General features: G+C 67.2%; 16 protein-coding genes. 8 read left to right on the top strand and 8 right to left on the bottom strand.

Annotated elements, in window-relative coordinates; all coding sequences use genetic code 11:
* Window positions 1–94 precede the first annotated feature (94 nt).
* From LFT44_RS18430 to LFT44_RS18420, 3 genes are all read right to left on the bottom strand, one after another.
* Window positions 95–469: a cupin domain-containing protein gene (locus LFT44_RS18430; protein ID WP_236799893.1), complete on the bottom strand. Its 375-nt coding sequence runs from the start codon at window positions 467–469 to the stop codon at window positions 95–97.
* Window positions 470–623: 154 nt separating this feature from the next.
* Complete coding sequence (locus tag LFT44_RS18425; protein ID WP_236799892.1) at window positions 624–1,382, bottom strand: ThuA domain-containing protein; 759 nt, start codon at window positions 1,380–1,382, stop codon at window positions 624–626.
* Window positions 1,382–2,467, bottom strand: coding sequence for a Gfo/Idh/MocA family protein (locus tag LFT44_RS18420; protein WP_236802950.1), 1,086 nt, complete (start codon window positions 2,465–2,467; stop codon window positions 1,382–1,384). Before LFT44_RS18420 ends, LFT44_RS18425 begins: the two co-directional genes overlap by 1 nt.
* A 345-nt stretch (window positions 2,468–2,812) precedes the next feature.
* On the opposite strand from LFT44_RS18420, the gene LFT44_RS18415 reads away from it, so the two are divergent.
* On the top strand, window positions 2,813–4,105 hold the full coding sequence (locus LFT44_RS18415) for an ammonium transporter (RefSeq protein ID WP_236799891.1): 1,293 nt from the start codon (window positions 2,813–2,815) through the stop codon (window positions 4,103–4,105).
* On the opposite strand, the gene LFT44_RS18410 is transcribed toward LFT44_RS18415, so the two are convergent.
* A complete protein-coding gene (locus LFT44_RS18410) occupies window positions 4,088–5,251 on the bottom strand; it encodes a glycoside hydrolase (protein ID WP_236799890.1) in 1,164 nt (387 codons plus the stop codon). The genes LFT44_RS18415 and LFT44_RS18410 overlap by 18 nt on opposite strands.
* Window positions 5,252–5,454: 203 nt before the next feature.
* Entirely contained in the window at window positions 5,455–8,937 is a 3,483-nt protein-coding gene (locus LFT44_RS18405) for a DEAD/DEAH box helicase (protein ID WP_236799889.1), read from the bottom strand.
* A 213-nt stretch (window positions 8,938–9,150) separates the two neighbouring features.
* On the opposite strand from LFT44_RS18405, the gene LFT44_RS18400 reads away from it, so the two are divergent.
* From LFT44_RS18400 to LFT44_RS18385, 4 genes are all read left to right on the top strand, one after another.
* Window positions 9,151–9,756 (top strand): DMP19 family protein, encoded by a 606-nt coding sequence (locus tag LFT44_RS18400; protein WP_236799888.1) that lies wholly within the window; start codon window positions 9,151–9,153, stop codon window positions 9,754–9,756.
* A 166-nt stretch (window positions 9,757–9,922) separates the two neighbouring features.
* Entirely contained in the window at window positions 9,923–10,633 is a 711-nt protein-coding gene (locus tag LFT44_RS18395; RefSeq protein ID WP_236799887.1) for a protein tyrosine phosphatase, read from the top strand.
* Window positions 10,634–10,805: 172 nt separating this feature from the next.
* On the top strand, window positions 10,806–11,384 hold the full coding sequence (locus LFT44_RS18390; RefSeq protein WP_236799886.1) for an RNA polymerase sigma factor: 579 nt from the start codon (window positions 10,806–10,808) through the stop codon (window positions 11,382–11,384).
* On the top strand, window positions 11,377–12,114 hold the full coding sequence (locus LFT44_RS18385) for a hypothetical protein (RefSeq protein ID WP_236799885.1): 738 nt from the start codon (window positions 11,377–11,379) through the stop codon (window positions 12,112–12,114). Before LFT44_RS18390 ends, LFT44_RS18385 begins: the two co-directional genes overlap by 8 nt.
* A gap of 18 nt (window positions 12,115–12,132) precedes the next feature.
* Here the strand turns inward: LFT44_RS18385 and LFT44_RS18380 are convergent, their stop codons facing one another.
* Complete coding sequence (locus tag LFT44_RS18380) at window positions 12,133–12,708, bottom strand: COG4315 family predicted lipoprotein (protein ID WP_236799884.1); 576 nt, start codon at window positions 12,706–12,708, stop codon at window positions 12,133–12,135.
* Between the two features lie 284 nt (window positions 12,709–12,992).
* Between LFT44_RS18380 and LFT44_RS18375 the strand changes: the two genes are divergently transcribed.
* Together LFT44_RS18375 and LFT44_RS18370 are read left to right on the top strand one after the other, a co-directional pair.
* Window positions 12,993–13,493 (top strand): sigma-70 family RNA polymerase sigma factor, encoded by a 501-nt coding sequence (locus LFT44_RS18375; protein ID WP_236799883.1) that lies wholly within the window; start codon window positions 12,993–12,995, stop codon window positions 13,491–13,493.
* Window positions 13,490–14,143, top strand: coding sequence for an anti-sigma factor family protein (locus LFT44_RS18370; protein WP_236799882.1), 654 nt, complete (start codon window positions 13,490–13,492; stop codon window positions 14,141–14,143). Before LFT44_RS18375 ends, LFT44_RS18370 begins: the two co-directional genes overlap by 4 nt.
* Here the strand turns inward: LFT44_RS18370 and LFT44_RS18365 are convergent.
* On the bottom strand, window positions 14,140–14,640 hold the full coding sequence (locus LFT44_RS18365; RefSeq protein ID WP_236799881.1) for an SRPBCC family protein: 501 nt from the start codon (window positions 14,638–14,640) through the stop codon (window positions 14,140–14,142). The two genes, LFT44_RS18370 and LFT44_RS18365, sit on opposite strands and share 4 nt — an antisense overlap.
* A 27-nt stretch (window positions 14,641–14,667) precedes the next feature.
* Entirely contained in the window at window positions 14,668–15,477 is an 810-nt protein-coding gene (locus LFT44_RS18360; RefSeq protein ID WP_236799880.1) for a DUF1206 domain-containing protein, read from the bottom strand.
* 243 nt (window positions 15,478–15,720) lie between these two features.
* Here LFT44_RS18360 and LFT44_RS18355 point away from each other — a divergent pair, with 243 nt between their 5' ends.
* On the top strand, window positions 15,721–17,301 hold the full coding sequence (locus LFT44_RS18355) for a hypothetical protein (RefSeq protein ID WP_236799879.1): 1,581 nt from the start codon (window positions 15,721–15,723) through the stop codon (window positions 17,299–17,301).
* Window positions 17,302–17,304 lie beyond the last annotated feature (3 nt).

The following is a 17,304-nucleotide window of genomic DNA, read 5'->3' as shown; positions in this document are numbered from 1 at the left end:
CCTCCACCGTAGGGCCCGGGCAACAGGAAAGGGAGGTCCTTGCGGACCTCCCTCGGGAGTTTCTGCACTGCGAGCAGTTTGTGCACTCCTGTGGTCAGGCGGGCTTGGCGAACTCGGCTGCACTGATGATTTCGTAGCCGACGTACGCCTCGTCGTTTTCCACCCAGGCGTCGTGCCCGGCGGGAATGGAATAGGCGTCCCCGGCACGGATGGTCATTTTGCTCCCGTCGTCCAGCTGTACGGTCAGGGTGCCGCCGGTGCAGAAGCCCAGGTGGTTGACCTGGCAGCTGTCCGTATGGACCACCGTCTTGACTGTTTCGGACCAGCGCCAGCCGGGTTCAAAAGTGAAGCGGCCCAAGGTGGCACCGCCGATGTTCACCACGTCCACCTGCGTCTTGGGTGGCCGGCGCTTTTCGTCGGGCTCGTTGAAGGACTTGGATTCAAGATCCTTAACCGTTACTGCAGGCATTTCTGGCTCCTCGGAAGGGAGTGGTTATGAAAATTCATACCCAAGCGCGCTGAGCCGCTCCGGGAAAAGGCACGGCAGGGCGGGGTGTGCCCGTCCACAGCCTGCCGAACCTTGCGTTGCAACGATTTCAATCTGCTCTTGCGCGCACCCTGTGTCAATGACGTTTTTCGGCCTCAAACCGCTCCCGGGCCGGGTTGCTGACACCAGGGATCGAGCGGTCTAACCCGGGCTGCGCCGCCCACACCACACCGTTGGCCAGGACGCGCTGGATCTGCGGGTGGTGGTACACCGGGTACTCCTGGTCCCCAGGGCTGAAGTAGAAGATACGGCCCTTGCCCCGGGTGAACGTGACACCGGAGCGGAACACCTCACCGCCCGCGAAGGAGCTGATGAAGATCAGGTCGTCCGGGTCCGGGATATCGAACAGTTCCCCGTACATCTCCTGTTCCGGGATGACGATGGGGCTGTCCACGCCTTCCGCGATGGGATGCGAGGGCTTCACGGTCCACACCAGCTCGCGCTCGCCGTCGTTGCGCCAGGCAAGGGAGCAGCTGGTCCCCAGCAGTTTGGTGAAGATCTTCGAGAAATGCCCCGAGTGGAGCACGATCAGCCCCATCCCGCCCAGCACGTGCCGGTGGACGCGTTCGACGACGGCGTCGCTGACGTCGGCATGGGCTATGTGGCCCCACCAGAGCAGGACGTCCGTGTCCGCCAGCACCTCCTCCGCAAGGCCGTGCTCATCATCCGTGGCCAGGACCGCCGTCGTGACCTCCGCGTCCGGAAGGTGGGAGCGAAGCCCGGCGGCGATGGCGCCGTGAATGCCCTCGGGGTAGATCTCCCCGATGTGGGCCGGCTGGTTGTTGGCCTCGTGCACGCCCTCGTTCCATACCCGGATCCGCAGTTTGCCGTCCATTACAGCCGAACCTCCCTCTGCTCCAGTGCTGACTGGTAGCAGGCGTCGATGATCTGTGCCCGGTACAGCGCCAGAGAGCCATCGTGACGGCTCCACACCTGCGCGCCGCCGCGAACTGCGGCGACGAAGTCCTCCACCACTTCATCGTGGGCGCGGCCCGGTACGACGGCGGGCATATAGTCAGCGGATTCGCCGTCTTTGTCAGTGAACACACGGAGCTCGCCAACGGGTGGAAAAGGGGCCCCGTGGGCCTTGAGTTCGGCGCCGCCGTCGGTGCCGTAGACCGTGAACTCCAGCTGGTCGTCCACTTCCCGGTAGGTGGCCCAGCTTGCTTCGACGACGAGTGTTGCGCCGCCTTCCAGCCGCAGGAAGGCCGAGGCAAAGTCCTCCACCTCGAATGCGTGGCTGGAGGCCTGGGCGGTGAACCGGGTTCCGCCGCCCCTGCCCTGCGGCCCGAGCTCGGAGTGGGTGGCGGCGGAGACAGCAACCACTTTCGGTTCGCCCAGGAGGTACAGCGCGTAGTCCAGTGCGTGGACACCGATGTCGGCAAGCGGTCCGCCGCCGGACAGCTCGGGGTTGGTGAACCAGCTGCCCAGGGTGGGGATGCCGGAGCGGCGCAGCCAGGATGCCTTGGCGTAGTAGGGGCGGCCCAGGCCGCCGTCGTCGATGACCTGCTTGAGGGCCCGGATGTCCCCGCGGCGGCGGTGGTTGAACGCCACGTCCAGCACGCGCCTGGCCTCCCGTGCCGCGTCCACCATGGCCTGGCCTTCCACGGCGTTGCGCGCGATGGGTTTTTCGCTCAAGACGTGGATTCCCCGCTTCAGCGCGGCGATCGCCACCGGCGCATGCAGGAAGGTGGGAACTGCAACGCTGACTGCGTCCAGGCCGCCGTGGTCCAGCATCTCCTCCCAGTCGGCGAAGCCGTTCGGGATGGAGTATTCGGCCTGTAGGGAGTCCCGGAGTTCCTGCTCCATTCCTGCGAGCGAGACGATGCTGACGCCTTCCAGCCCGGCGTAGGCCTTCAGGTGCTGTTGGCCGGCCCAGCCGATGCCTACCACGCCCACCCTGAGCTCAGTCGGCGGCATGGGGGAGGGCTGCGTGCTGTTCAAGGGCTGGCTCCTTCGGGGTGGTTTGCTGCCCGGATTCCCTTAGCCTAGTCCTGCAACCGCTTGCTCCTGGGCTGCCACGTATTCCTGCGGCTGAAACATCAGGTGCTCCTGCGCCCTGCGTTACAGCTGAAACCCCGGGGCAAATGACGGAAACCATCATTTAACACCCCTGAAACCCAACCAAAAATGGGCGCCATAGATTGAGACCAGACGGCACAAGCCGCCCCTCCGCCGGACGTGGTTACTCCGTCCACGTCCCTCCAGGCGGAACGGCTCTGACAGCAAGTTACCGTCCTGTTCGCATCTTGAAAGGGGTTTCCCATGGATTCGGGAAATGTCGCTTGGATTTTGGCCAGCTCGGCGCTGGTTTGCATGATGATCCCCGCCCTGGCCCTGTTCTACGGGGGCATGGTGGGGTCGCGCCGCATCCTCAACATGATGATGATGTGCGTCGGCGGCGCCAGCCTGGTGGCCGTCCTGTGGGCCCTGTTCGGGTACTCGATGGCGTTCGGGAACTCTGTCGGCGGCCTGGGCCTGATCGGTGACGTCACCGAGTTCCCAGGCATGGGGCAGCTGCTGGCCAAGGATGATTCGGCCTCCATCCCGGTCATCCTGTTTGCCGCGTTCCAGCTGTTTTTCGCCTGCGTCACCACCGCGCTCGTCGCCGGGGCTGCCGCAGGCCGCATGAAGTTCGGCGCCTGGATGCTGTTCGCAGGCATTTGGGCCACCATTGTCTACTTCCCCATCGCCCACTGGGTTTTCGCGTTCAATTCGGCCGACGGCAGCAGTGTGGGTGGCTGGATCGCCAACGGGATCAAGGCGATCGACTTCGCCGGCGGCACCGCGGTGCACATGAACGCCGGCGCCGCTGCCCTGGCCCTGGCCCTGATCCTGGGCAAGAGCTCCGGCTGGCCCAAGGTGGAACACGCCAAGCCGCACAGCCGCCCCTTGGTGCTGCTGGGTGCAGGCCTGCTCTGGGTGGGCTGGTTCGGCTTCAACGCGGGATCCGCCCTCTCCGCCGGCCAGTCAGCGTCGGTGGTCTTCCTCAACACCGCGGTGGCAGCTTCCACGGGCTTGCTGGCCTGGGCGCTCGTGGAACGGTTCCGCCATGGCGCGGCCACCAGTATGGGCGCCGCCTCCGGCCTGGTCGCCGCGCTGGTGGCTATTACGCCGGCCTGTGGCGCGGTGAGCCCGCTGGGGGCACTGGCTATCGGCGCCATCGCCGGGGCCGTCTGCTCACTGGCCATCGAATGGAAGTTCCGCCTGGGCTTCGACGACTCACTCGACGTCGTGGGCGTCCACCTGGTGGGCGGCATCCTGGGCACCCTGCTGATTGGCCTCTTCGCCACGGACAAGGCTCCGAACGGCGTCAGCGGCCTCTTCTACGGTGGCGGGTTTGAACTGCTGGGCGTGCAGGCCCTGGCCACGGTCACGGTGTTGGCCTACTCCTTCGGCATCACCTGGGTCCTCGCCAAGATCCTGGACAAGGCCATGGGCGGTCTCCGCATCAAGCCCGAAGACGAACTGCGCGGCATCGACCTCGCAGCACACTCGGAGCTGGCCTATCTGATGGACGAGGATCCGGTGGAGCTGGGCTCACCGCAGCGGGTCTAGTCCCAGCCCGACAGTCAGGGCCAAACCTTGGACCGGTGCCGGCAGCCGCCGGCTTATAGTTCCAGGGTTTGGCCCTTCTGTGCGTCGAGGGCTTAGTGCCTCGTGTTCCGTGCAGACCAGGTTTCCGTCCAGCACTTCCAGCACTGCCGCCCGGACGTGGCTGAGGCGCGTGCCCGGGTCCGGCGCCATGGTGTCGATGTCCTCACCACCCCAGTACGGGTGCGTGAAGTAGACCAGCAGCGCACGCTGCGTGCCGCCGTCGGCCGTTTCTTTGGGCGCCCCGCCGGCAAGGGGCACCACGTCAGCATGGCGCCCGACGACGGCCCTTCCGTCCACCGATTCCGGCGCCGTGAGGATCAACCCGCCAAGGTGCTGCTGCCGGACCCAGGTGTCTGCAGCATCATCGGAGCGATAGACGGCCTGGCCGCGCCATTCGTCCACGATCATCCAGTAGTGGCCGCCCAGCGGGAAGACCTTGGGGCCTTCATGCGGACGCCCGGGGATGGCAACCCCTTCCAGGACCCACGACGACGGGTCCTCCGGGGTGTCGCTGACCGCGCTGTACGTGTTGGAGCCCCGGGCCTCGTCCTTGTACCAGAGCCGGTGCCGGCCGTCCCCGCACTGGGCGACGGCGGCGTCGATCACCCGCGGCGAGTCCAGGTCGATGCCGCCCAGGTACTCCCAGTTCTCCAAGTCCCGGCTGGCGAACTGGATGATTTCCGCCTTCCCGGTCCAGTCCGTCCGCCTGCCGCCCAGGACGGTCAGGTACATGATCCACCGGTCGTCGATGCGGACGACGTCGGGCGCCCAGAGGGTTGCCGGCAGTTCCGTTCCGGGCGGGACCAGTCCCTCCACGGTGCCCTGGTAGCGCCAGGTTGCGCCGCCGTCGGACGACCTTGCGACGCCGACGCCGGTGCCGTGCACCCACTCGACTCCGGTTAGTCCCGGTGCTGTGGCACGGCGCTGGGTGTAGAAGAGGACCCACTCGCCCTTGAGGTGGTCCCCAACGAGGATGGGGTCGGTGGGCCCGTCCCAGACCGGATCACGGTAGGGGGCGGTGAAGGCGTCCGGGCGCAGGTGCGGCATGGGTGATGCTGTGACGGCAGGCTGCCCGACCGTCCGCGGGGTTGTCTGCTGGTGGTCCACCGGTTTCTCCAACGTTGTAGTTTTGGTTGGATACCAGCATAGGGTGCGGTTCCCGACGCGCAAACGCATCCGCGCTGCGCAGGCTCCCCAACGCTATGGATATTTGGGCCGCGGAACGGAACATGCGCGTCGCAACTGACCACCCGCGTCGCAAATGACCATCCGTGTCCGCTTTGGGCAGGGCAGCCGCCGCCCCGGATCCCCTACTCCTTGAACAGCCCCGCCAGGTCCTCGGCGGTGATGGCGCCGCCGGCCAGGGCGTCGCCCTCCATCACGTCCGCGAACAGCTGCGACTTCCGGGTTTTCAGCGCCATGACCTTTTCCTCGATGGTGTCCTTGGCCACGAGCCGGTACACCATCACGTTCCGGGCCTGGCCGATGCGGTGGGTCCGGTCCACCGCCTGTGCCTCGGAGGCGGGGTTCCACCAGGGGTCGAGCAGGAAGACGTAGTCGGCTTCGGTGAGGTTGAGCCCGAAACCGCCGGCCTTCAGCGAGATCAGGAACACCGGCGCACTGCCGTTCTTGAACTCGCTGACCACATCGGCCCGGTTGCGGGTGCCGCCGTCGAGGTAGCAGTACTCGATCTCCTCCTCGTCCAGCCGCTCCCGGACCTTGCCCAGGAATCCGGTGAACTGGCTGAAGATCAGTGCCCGGTGCCCCTCGGCCACCAGGTCCTCCAGCTGCTCGAACAGCACATCCAGCTTGCTGGAGCGGACGGCGGACAGTGCCGGGTCCACCAGCGACACGTCCAGGCTCAGCTGCCGCAGCAGCGTCAGCGACTGGAAGATGGTGAACCGGTTCTTGTTGACGTCCTCGATCAGCCCCAGGATCTTCTGCCGCTCCCGTTGCAGGTGCGTCTGGTACACCTTCTGGTGCCGCGGATTCAGCACCACCTCCAGGACCTGCTCCTGCTTGGGCGGCAGGTCCTTGATCACCTGGTCCTTGGTGCGGCGCATCATCAGCGGCCTGACCCGGCGGCGGAGCTTCTCCAGCTGCCCCTTGTCGCCGTTCTTCTCCACCGGCTTCTGGTAATACTCGGCGAAGCGCTTGGGGCTCGAGAACAGTCCCGGCGCCACGATGGAGGTCAGCGCCCAGAACTCCATCAGGTTGTTCTCCAGGGGGGTGCCGGTAATGGCCAGCTTGAACGCCGCCGGCAGCTTGCGCGCGCACTGGTACGCCTTGGACTGGTGGTTCTTCACGAACTGCGCCTCGTCCAGCACCAGCCCGGACCAGGTACGGGAGGCGTAGGACTCGTAGTCGATCCGGAACAGGGCGTAGGACGTGATCACGATATCTGCCCCGCCCAGGGCCTCGGCCACGTCCTGGCCGCTCTTGGCGAAGGTCTCTCCGACGGTCCGCACGGTGAGGCCGGGGGCGAAGCGTGCGGCCTCGAGCGCCCAGTTGCCCACCACGCTGGTGGGCGCCACCACCAGGAAAGGCGCGACGGCGGCCGGCTGGTTTGCGCCATCCACACCAGGGGCGGCAGCACCGCCGTCGGGCTTCTCCGCGGACGACCGGGCCTCAACAGCCAGCTCCCTCGCCGCGCACATCAATGCCAGCGCCTGCACGGTCTTGCCCAGGCCCATGTCGTCGGCGAGGATGCCGCCCAGCCCGTGCTTGTACAGGAAGCTGAGCCAGTTAAACCCCTCCAGCTGGTACGGCCGCAATTCGGCGTTGAGGGACGCCGGCAGCGGCAGCCCGTCCGTTCCGCCTTCCAGGAGCCCGCCCACCGCTGAGCGCCAGGCCGCTGCCTGCTCGTCGACGATCCCCAGCTGCGCCAGCTCGTCCCACAGCCCGGCCTGGAACCGGCTGATCTGCAGCGGAGCATCCTTGTTGTCCTGCAGCGACCTTGCTTCCTCGATCAGCGCCCGCAGCTGGTGCAGCTCCGGCAGGTCCAGCGAGAAGTAGGCTCCGCTGGGCAGCAGCATCTTGGTCTGGCCGGCAGCCAACGCGGAGAACACGGCGGCGAAGGAAACGGGCTGGCCCTCGAGGGAAATCTGGATGCCCAGGTCGAACCAGTCCCGCTGTTCTGTTGCCTTGGTGGAGATGGACACCACGGGCGCTTCCTCGGCCTCACGGTAGTCGGCGATCTCGCCCACGGTGTCGACATCCACGTCCGGCGCCTCCCGCAGCCGGGGCAGTACTTCCTCCGTGAACGCCAGCGTGTCCAGGCCCGTCAGCTCGGCAGAAGCCGCCAGCCGGGGCGTGCCCCAGCCGCCGGTGGCGGATTCGCCCAGCGCGGGCACCACGTTCCACGGCTGGGCGACGCCTTCGAGGATGCGGGACTCGGCGGTGTCGTCCCGGTAGCCGGCGTCGCCCGGGTGACGCCACAGCGGCTGCGCCGTGACCAGTTTGCCGGTCTTGTAGTGCCACTCCCAGTGCAGCCGCACCCGGTGGTCAGCCCCGTAGTTGGCCAGCAGCGACAGGGTGGGGACGGCAAGTTCGGGCAGTTCCACCGACTCGTCGCGCGCCGTCACGCGGGCCGTCTGCTTCAGTTTGGGGTAGAAACCGGTCAGGAACCGCGATTCGTCTTTGGCGGGAATGTGCAGCGTGCTTCCTGCCGTGACGAAGGCCAGCAGTTCCTCGCTCAGCCCGTTCTCCAGCGGCGCCAGCGTGATGGTTCCGTTGGGGTCGGGGACGCCGGGCAGCGACGCCTCCCCGGAGGTGAAGAACAGCCCGTGCGCAGGCCGGCCGATCGTTCCCACCGAGGCCGGATCGACGTCCGCGCCCTCAACGGTGATGGTGGGCGAAAGCTCCAGCCCGCCGTCGGACGCCTGTGCCTTGGCGGCGTCCACCGCAGCAGGCTCCGCAACAGGAGCCCCGTAGCGGCTCAGGGAAAGTCCGACGGCGGCGGGGGCCTCGGCGACACGGACCGGCTCGGTGCCGCGCGAGTGGACCAGGGCGAGCCCGATCTTCCGGGCGTCGGACAGGAGGCTCCACAGGTTCTTGCCGGCGTAGGAGTTCAGGCTCAGCCACAGGCCTGCCGAGTTGTGCACCCGGCTGGCGGAGGAGGAGTGGCCGGCCAGGAACTCCTGCAGCCACTCCACGTGCGCCTGGTTCGATTCACGCCGGAAGTTCAGGTAGCTCAAGGTGTTCCAGGAAACGTCGCCGCGGATCCACTTGCCCTTGGCGCCCATGATGACGGGCCGCACCTTGAGCTGCCGCACGCCGCGGACCGGGTCCCGGCGGCCGGTGTAGGAGAAATGCGGCGGCGGTTCCTCCACCTCGAACTGCAGGGCCAGGGGAACGCCGCTGGTGGAGGGGGCGGATCCGGGCTGCGAGATCAGCGGGCTGAGGGCCTGCTCCCAGTCGGACAGGGCGGCGGAGGGTGCGCGGGACACCTGCGTTGCCGTGGACGGCGCCAACAGCTGCATCCGGACCGAGGGGTTGTCCTCCGCGGCGAAGAGCAGGGCCGCCACGTGCTTGCAGTCCTTCCGGACCGGGCAACTGCAAACGCCAACGGTGCAGCTCCAGCCGCCGGCCTTGCGCACCAGCTTGGCGGTGGTGGAATAAGGAACTTCGGCGCCGCCCCGGACCTTTCCCAGCATGAGGCCCGTGCCGCCGTCGAACGATATGCCGGAGACCCTGCTGGCCATGGCGTACGCCAGCCCAGCCGCCAGTGAGCGGTCGTTGATGGCAGGTGTCTGTATCGCCAGGTCCGCACTTTCGTCCGGTTGGGATGGCATGGTGGCACTACTTTCGGGAGGTCACGGCGGAGCCGGGTCCGGTGGGTGGCTATCTGATCCATCTTAGTTCGCCAGAGCGGGGGCCTTTGCCGGGCGCTTTCTCCACACGCCCCAAAAACTTCGCTTGGCGTTCATGTCTCCCCGGCCCAGCCGTGACTCTTCCCCCGTACCGTAAAGGCGTCCGCCGCACCGCCACCTCCACCAAGGATCACCATGGCCACCACGCACCTGCCCGTCGTCCTCACCAGCAGCAGCATCGACGGCAGGGACGAAGAGGTGGTGGAGGCCAACGCGGCGATCGTCAACGCCATGCACCATGCCCTGCTGCTCGCGGACGAGATGTCGCCCGTTGCCGTCCGGAGCTGCGCCGTGGACTTCTACCTTTGCCAGGTGCTGGACGGCGGCTTCACACGCTATGCCGCCATGGCAGGCCGGCGCTCCGGTGCCGCCGACGCACTGGTCCGCGAGGGCATGGCCGCAATGGGTGCTGCCGCCCATCTGGACCTTTTCAACCTGGCCATGGAGGCCCTCGCTGCGCTGCCCGGCGGGGCTGGGTCCAGCGCCCGTGGCGCCGGTGCCGTTTCCGACGGCGTCTTCCGGATGGCGGAGCTTGACGGCGAGTTTGAGGAGCTGCTGGAACGCGAAAACGTCACGGCCCTCAACTCCAGGTGGCTGCGCGGCCAGCCGGACCTCCTGGTGCTGGATGACGAGGAAGTAGGGCCCTACATCCAGCGCATGGCGGCGCGGGTTCCTGACATGGCAGGCAGGAAAACGGCCGCCGCTGGCGCCGCAGCTTCGCGGATCGCGGGATCGCTGTGACACCGCCGGAGCGGACCGGCGATCCGGAAGCTTTCCAGCGATCTGGGGGCAGAAAAAAGAAAATTGTGGGCGTCCGTAACCTTTCCGCCACCGCAGGCGATGTAGTCCGTGATGGGCCCGCCCGGCGGGCCCAGCCCAATGTGTTGTCTAGGTTTTGGAGAAGTAAATGTCTGTGTTCACCGTTCTCGCCACCAGCAAAGTCGCCGCAGGAGTCCTGGCTGCCGGAACCCTGGCAGTAGGAGGAACCGGTGCCGCCGCCGTCTCGGGCGTCCTCCCCACCCAGGCCCAGCAGACCGCCCACGAGCTCTTCGGCGCGCCCGCCCCCAAGCTGGCAGCGGAAGCAGCCGCTGACGCCCAGGCCACCCCGGCTCCCACCGCCACCGCCGCTGTGACCGACGCCGTGAAGACCGCAGAAGCTACCGGGGACGCCACCGCCAAGGCTTCCGCTACCGCTGAGGCTTCGGACGAAAAGGTCAGCGCCGACGCAACGGAGTCGGCAAAGGCCAACACCGCCGTTGACGCCGCCGGCCCCGCCGCCCTGGGCCTCTGCACCGCCTTCACCCACGGCGGACTGGACGCTTCCTCCAAGGCATTCTCCTCGCTGTCCATCGCAGCCAAGGGCGACGCGAACATCAAGAGCTACTGCGCCGACGTCGTGACCAAGGCTGACGCCGCCGCGAAGGCCGGCGCCGAAACCAAGGGGTCCGTGTCCGTCCAGGCTGAGAAGCCCGAGGTTCCGTCCGCTCCCGCTGTGCCCGCAGTTCCGGCCGTTCCGGGTGTTGACGGCAAGACCACCGTCCCCGCTGTTCCTGCCGTTCCCGCTGTCCCGGCTGTGGGCGGCAACACGGCCCACAGCTCTTCAGTTTCGGCCCGCTAAGGCTCATTCGCTAGTCTGGACTGCGGCTCGCAAGCCGCAGTCCGGGCAGCCGGGCGGGTTCGCGCACGTTTGCCGGGGCGCCCCTGGAAGACCCGCCAAGAGGCAGCCGGATGACCACGGGGACTGGCAGTCCGTACCGGAGACCGGGACAAGGCATGAGCCGGGTCCCGGGATGGAGGAGCCGCTGGTGCTAGACACTCTGGCCCAAGAAGAGATGGACATATTCGACAACGCAGCCGGAACCGATCCGGCCGCGTTGTTCGCTGCTGCCTATCGAACCTTCGCGGGCCCCGTGCAGGGGTACCTCAAGGCGCGCGGACTCGATGACCCCGAGGCTGTCACCCAGGACGTGTTCCTGGCCTTCTACCCCCGGATCAGCAACCTCACCGGTGGCCTGCAGGGCGCCAAGTCCCTGATCTTCTCCATTGCCCACGCCCGCATGGTGGACCACTACCGCCGGCTGGAGCGCAGGCCGCAGCTCACACCGTACGACCCCCAGTACGACGGCCGCACCACGCCGTCGGCCGAAGACCACGCCGTGGAACTGAACAGCGGAGCCGCGGCGATGCTGGAAGGGCTCAGCGAGGAGCACCAGGAGGTCCTGGCCCTTCGCGTCGTGGCCGACCTGTCCATCGACCAGGTGGCCGCCATCATGGGCAAGAGCGCCGGAGCGATCAAGCAGCTCCAGCGCCGCGCCCTGCAGAACCTCAAGGCACAAACGCTCAAGAGAAACCAGGCGAATCATGAGTGACACCGCAGGATCCCGTAACCACGGGGCCGTTGACCAGCTCCTGCTGGAAGCAGGCATGGGTGACGACGGCCAGCTCCGCGACGCCTTGGCCGACCTGAGGTCCCTCGCGGCGGAGGCCCCGGCGCCCTCCGCCGAAATCGCGGCGTTGATGGCGGGTTCATCACACGCAGCCACGCCGGCCGACACCACGGTACTTCCCATCGCGGACCGGCCTGGCGATGAACTTGCCGCCCGCCGCAAGGCCAAGCGCCGCATCACGCTTACCACGCTGTCCGTGGCGGCATCGCTCGCCGCCGGCGGTGCTGTCGCCGCAGCCTCGGACCAGGGCTTCCGCGAGTCCTTCAGCCAGCTGAACCATGCCGTGACCACTTTCGTGTCGGGCTCCGGCGCCACACCTGAGGGCAGCACCGGCGGTCAGGTACCCGCGCCTGGGCCCGCAGCTTCCCGGCCATCGGCAACCAGCAGCCCGGACTCCGTTCCGGCGGCAACCGCGCCTGCTTCGGCGCCTGCCGCCGCGGCGCCATCGAGCATTCCTGCCCGGCCCGGAAATACCCCCACCCACGGAGCGCCTGCCCAGAAGCCGGCGGAAGTCCCCGCGCAGCCGTCCCTGCCCGCGGATGTTCACGGGGATGTCAAGAAGGGCCTGGAACAGGGCAACCCAAAACTCCCCGTTCCAGTGCCCACGGAAATCCCGCTCCCGGGCAAGGTCCCGGACGTACCCCTCAAGTAGGGGTGGCAGCAGGCAGGCCTAGTAGCCCTGGCCTGGCGCCTTGATCATCGCGCCCGACGGATCCGACAGGTACCACACACCGCCCACGCCCTGGCCAAGGGTGTCGCCCGGCTTGGTGTCCTTCGCGAAGTAGTACAGCGGCATCCCGTTCAGGGTCACCTGCTTCTTCCCGTCGGGGGTGCTGATGGTGCCCACTTTTCCGGTCACTCCCTCTGCTGCCGGTGTGCCCGAGTTGGTGGTCAGCGGCGGCCATGAGACCAGGCAGGAGCCGGTGCAGGCGCTGGTGCCGGAGTCCTTGGTGTCCTTGGTGAAGAAGTAGAGGCTCATGCCCTTCGCATCCACCACGATGCTGCCCGCCGTCGAGGAAGCCGTCTTAAGGTCGACGGCGGCGCCTGCCTGGGACGATGAGGCGGACGATGACGTGGAGGTTGAAGACGGGCCGGCAGACGACGCCCCGGATGACGCGGTGGCTGTGCTGCCCGCGGCGCCCGTAGCCGGGCTGGTTCCGGCCGGGGCTGTACTGCTGCTGCCGCAGCCGCTGAGGGCTGCTGCCAGGGCCAGGATGGCAAGGCCTGGCCCGAGATGGTGTTTCATGGTGTGCTCCTTGGCTTTGATGTTTTTTGCTGTGGCGTTCTTCGCTGCTGCCTTCGCAGCGGGCGCCGGCCCCGCATTACCGGGCACCTACCCCTACCACGCCGCCTGGTAAAGAATGGTTCACAGCGCGGTGGAGCGGGATTGCGGGCGAGGGCCGTTGAACCGTTGGAAGGCTTCATGCGTGGTAACAGCCAGGAGCGCCGGATGCTGTGGCGTTCCTGCACAGTGGCCCGCGTGTGGCGACATGGGCCATGCAGTGCCGGGGCAGCGATGGGAGGGGCGGCATGCCGCTCGACGACAATGTGGTGGAGGCCATCTACCGTGAACACGGGAACGCCCTGCGCCGGTTCGTGCTCAGCGCCACCCATGATCCGCAGCTCGCGGAGGACGTGGTCCAGGAAACCGTGCTCCGCGTGTGGCAGCACGCCCCGGACGTCAACGGCAGCTTCCGCAGTTACTTGTACCGCACGGCCAGGAACATCATGATCGATAACTACCGACGCAGCCAGCGCCGCCCGCGGGAGGCGCTGGAGGGCAGCCCCACCGATCCCGTCGAGGTGATGGGCCGCGTTGATGAGCTGCTCAACAGGGTCCTGATGGAGGAGGCACTGCTGCGGCTGAGCAAGGAACACCGGGACGTTTTGGTGGCCCTGCATTACCGCCGGTTCACGGTCAACGAGGCGGCTGTCCAGCTCAACATCCCCAGCGGCACGGTCAAGTCCCGCGCGTATTACGCCCTCCGGGCCCTGCGGGGCATCCTGGATGAAATGGGGGTGGAACGATGAGCACCAACCCACACACCTTGCTGGGGGCCTATGTGCTGGGCGGCCTTGAGCCCGCCGACCTTGCCCTCTTCGAGACGCATCTGCAGGGCTGCGCCGGCTGCCGCAAGGAACTTGCCGTGCTGGAGAAGGTGCCAGTGCTCCTGGACGCGCTTCCCGTCCCCGACGCAGTGGCGCTTACCGACGTTCCCGGCAGCGGGGCGGCTGACCCCGGCGTCCCCGTCCGCCTTTTCGACGAACTGGCGCGCCGCCGTCGGACATTACGACGGCGGTGGGCAGCGCTGGCGGGCGCCATCGCCGCTGCCTGCCTGGCGGTGGGCCTGGCGGTGGGGCCTTTGCTGGCCAGGCCGCCGCAGCCGGACGCCACCTATTCGGTGGTGTCCGGGGGAGGGCTGCAGGTGAACATCGACATGGCGCGGAAGACGTGGGGGACCGAACTCGCGGTGAGCGGCAGCAGCCTGCCGGCGGACGGGACGCTCTCGCTGTGGGTGCGGGACCGCGCCGGCGGGGAGGACCGCGCCTGTGCCTGGACGGCCACGCCCAGCGGAAAAGTCAAGGTCACCGGGGCAACGCCCATCCAGCTGGGCAGCATCTCAAGCGTGGAGCTGCGGGACGGCGCGCAGCACGCGGTGGCGGTGATTACGGTTCCCTAGGTGCGGGGCGACTGGTCCCGGGTCCCCAGTGCCTTGAACTCCGCGACCAGCGCCTCGTCCTCGCAGGCGCGGGCGAAGGCATCAATCCGCCGTTCGATCTCGTAGCCCAGCAGCCAACTGCCGATCCGCTCCATGACGGGCCGGAGCAAGGGCGGCCGGCAGGAAAAGGTGTACTTCCAGACCGCCCGGGTGCCGTCGTCGTCAGCGGTGAAACGCCAGCCGCCGCCGAAGTTCTTGAAGAACCAGGGCCCGGACACCATGGTCATGCCCACGTTCCGCGGCGGCGCGTAGGAGACATACTGGCTTACCATCGTCAGGCCAAGGCGCGACCTGGTGCGGGTGCGGACGCCCTTGCCTGCTGCCTGCGCTCCGTCCAGGAAACCCTGTGCGGAGATGAAGGGGTCCCACTTGAGGCGGAACTCTCCGGTGGTCTGGGAAAAGGCGAATGCAGTCTCCGGATCGATTCGGATGAGGCGTTCGGCACGTACCTGCGGCATTCCCCCACCTCATCACACTGCAGCCGGCTATTTGGTCATTTTGGCCAGCCGGGCGCGCATGATCATGTACGCGCCGTAGCAGACCAGCCCGGCTCCCACCGCGGCCAGGAGATAGGGGCCCATCGGTTGGTCCCGAAGGGCACGCAGCCCGCCGTCCAGACCGGTGGAGTCCTCCGGATGTTCCTTGATGGTGGCAATCACGATGAGCAGGCCGGTCAGCAGCAGCACCATGCCCTTGGCCAGGTATCCCGCAACCCCCAGGGTCACCACCGCTGTGCGAGCCGTCCCGGAGGCCGGCATCCGCAGGTGCTTTTCGAAGGATTTGTTGGGGCCCCGCATGCCGTAGGCCACGCCCGCGACCGCCACGGCCAATCCGATCAGGACGAGCAATGCCACCCCGCCCGGGGCCTGCACCATGGCGATAGTGAAGTCGCTGGCGGCCTTGCGGTTGTCCCCGCCAGTCCCGGAGCCCGTTACGAAGTGCCAAACAGTCACGGCCAGGACGGCGTACACGACCGCCTGCAGGGCGGCCTTGGCCTTGTTCTTGATCTTTTTCCTGGTGGCCTGGTGGTTGAAGTCGAAAATTGCATCGCCGGTCTGCCAGAGCGACAACGCGGCGCAGGCCGCGAAGCTGCCCCACAGCAGAAACGGGCCCACAGGCATGGTTGCCAGCTCGGCCATCGCGCCGCTGAAATCGGCATTGCCCGTGCCGCCCACGGCCAGCCGGACGGCAATGGCACCCACCAGCAGGTGCAGGATGCCGCTAACCGCAAACCCGGCGCGGGCCAGGAACTCGAGGATGCGCGAATTCGTGACGTCCTCGGCCTTCTCGACCACCTGTTTGAGTTCTTCTTTTATCGTCTTTCCTTTGAGCAGGCGCGGTAGTGCGCTGGTGTGCGTGCCCTTCGTACAAGGGCAATCGTGCCATGCCGGCCGGGATGCGGAACAGTCGGCTCCCGGCACTGTCCGCGCCCGGACCGCCGGGCGATGGGGAGGGATCCCCATCGCCCGCTTCCGGTACCTGTGCAACCATAAGGACCAGCGATCGACAGGCACCGCACACTTTTCCCGGGGGAAACCATGACTTTTTACGGCGCAGACATCAGCCAGCTGCGGGCGCTGGCCAAGGCGGCCGACCAGGCAGCATCCCTGTTGAGCAGCCGGGCCGGTTCACTGCACAGCCAGATCCAGTCCGCACCGTGGAAGGGCAGGGACGGTGAACGCTTCCGCCAGGAATGGAGCGCCAGCCACCGCCCCAGCCTGGACAAAGTCGTCGCCAGCCTGCGGGAAAACTCCAAAATCCTGATGAAACACGCCGATGAACAGGAGAAAGCTTCCACCCGGGGAAGCGACGGCTCCGGCGGCAGCGCCTGGGACAGGATTACTTCTTTGGCGGCGCAGGCCAAGGATTGGTTCCAGGAAAAGGCCGAAGCCGCCAGGGAGCTCGCGGAGCACCACCGCGAACTGGCGTCGGGGCTGGACCGGATGCTCAACGCCAGCCCCGAAGAGCAGGCGAAGTGGTGGGCCGGACTGTCCGACGCCGACCGCAGATACCTGATCGAGGGCGAAGGCAGCGACGGCCCCTTCGCCGAGGACCTCATGCGCATGGACGGGGGCATCCCCGCGGCCGCACAGCAACTGGCCAAACAGCACCTCCAGGAGCTGGCCAAGGCGGACATCCCGGTCTACTCGGAGACGGGCAAGGCCTCCATCGAAGCCCGGGTCGCCTGGGTCCATGGCGGTGCCGAAGTGGGGACCGAGGTGGTGGAGAACGCCGACGGGTCCGCCACCATGAAGGTGTACGGAAACCTGGGCCTTGGCGTGAATGACACCACCGGCACGGCGGGGGCCACCCTGACCGGCGAGGTATCCCGCGAGTACACCTTCGGCAGCGTGGAGGAAGCCATGGCTGCCCGCGAACAGATGTACCGGGACCTGCCGCCGGACAGCATCGGCGAGATCAAGGATGTGGCGGGCAACCCTCCCGGGTACGTCCTGGACACCATCAATGACGCTGCCAAGGACAACGGCTCCATGGGACAGGCGGACAAGGCCAAGGGCACGTTCTCGCTCGATGCAGAGGGTGAGGCCGGCACGGCCTCGGGCGGGGCAAAACTGGACCTTGCCTATGAGCGGAACCTGACGGACGGAACCTCCACCGCCAGCGGTGAAATCTCCGCGCAGGGCCAGCTCAAGCTTGACGGCAGGGTCTTCGAAGCCTCCGGAAAGGGGGGCTTGCAGGTCAACATGGACAAGAGCAACAACATCGATTCCGTCTCGGTGTCCATGGACGGCACCGTGGCGCAGGGCGTCACCTCCGGTGTGAAGACAGAAGCCGCCAAATTCGATTCCACCGTCACGGCAGGGACGCAGGGCAGCGTCAAGATCGACGTGGATTACTCTCCGGAGAACCGGCCCATCATCGACAGCTACCTGCGCAACGTTGCCCTGGGGAATGACACCGGCGCAGCCCGTGACGCGGCGCGGCTCTATGAGGCCGGTTCCGCCACCGTCCAGGTGAACTCGGTTGTGACGGCCACCAACGAGGCAGGCTTTGACGTGAAGATGGGCGAGGTGGAGGTCAAGACCGAGAACCAGGCCACCACCAACGTCTCCACGTACTATAAGGTCCCCAACGACACCAAGCTCGAGAGGCTCTGAAAC

This window comes from Arthrobacter sp. FW306-05-C (assembly GCF_021801725.1).
Classification (GTDB): domain Bacteria; phylum Actinomycetota; class Actinomycetes; order Actinomycetales; family Micrococcaceae; genus Arthrobacter.
The sequence above is the reverse complement of the archived record's forward strand: the minus strand, read 5'-3'. Positions and strand labels throughout refer to the sequence as shown.

Coding starts and splice junctions, on each gene's coding strand:
- LFT44_RS18430 (WP_236799893.1), bottom strand. CDS start 469: ATGCCTGCAGTAACGGTTAAGGATCTTGAATCCAAGTCCTTCAACGAG.
- LFT44_RS18425 (WP_236799892.1), bottom strand. CDS start 1,382: ATGGACGGCAAACTGCGGATCCGGGTATGGAACGAGGGCGTGCACGAG.
- LFT44_RS18420 (WP_236802950.1), bottom strand. CDS start 2,467: ATGCCGCCGACTGAGCTCAGGGTGGGCGTGGTAGGCATCGGCTGGGCC.
- LFT44_RS18415 (WP_236799891.1), top strand. CDS start 2,813: ATGGATTCGGGAAATGTCGCTTGGATTTTGGCCAGCTCGGCGCTGGTT.
- LFT44_RS18405 (WP_236799889.1), bottom strand. CDS start 8,937: ATGCCATCCCAACCGGACGAAAGTGCGGACCTGGCGATACAGACACCT.
- LFT44_RS18400 (WP_236799888.1), top strand. CDS start 9,151: ATGGCCACCACGCACCTGCCCGTCGTCCTCACCAGCAGCAGCATCGAC.
- LFT44_RS18395 (WP_236799887.1), top strand. CDS start 9,923: ATGTCTGTGTTCACCGTTCTCGCCACCAGCAAAGTCGCCGCAGGAGTC.
- LFT44_RS18390 (WP_236799886.1), top strand. CDS start 10,806: ATGGAGGAGCCGCTGGTGCTAGACACTCTGGCCCAAGAAGAGATGGAC.
- LFT44_RS18385 (WP_236799885.1), top strand. CDS start 11,377: ATGAGTGACACCGCAGGATCCCGTAACCACGGGGCCGTTGACCAGCTC.
- LFT44_RS18380 (WP_236799884.1), bottom strand. CDS start 12,708: ATGAAACACCATCTCGGGCCAGGCCTTGCCATCCTGGCCCTGGCAGCA.
- LFT44_RS18375 (WP_236799883.1), top strand. CDS start 12,993: ATGCCGCTCGACGACAATGTGGTGGAGGCCATCTACCGTGAACACGGG.
- LFT44_RS18370 (WP_236799882.1), top strand. CDS start 13,490: ATGAGCACCAACCCACACACCTTGCTGGGGGCCTATGTGCTGGGCGGC.
- LFT44_RS18365 (WP_236799881.1), bottom strand. CDS start 14,640: ATGCCGCAGGTACGTGCCGAACGCCTCATCCGAATCGATCCGGAGACT.
- LFT44_RS18355 (WP_236799879.1), top strand. CDS start 15,721: ATGACTTTTTACGGCGCAGACATCAGCCAGCTGCGGGCGCTGGCCAAG.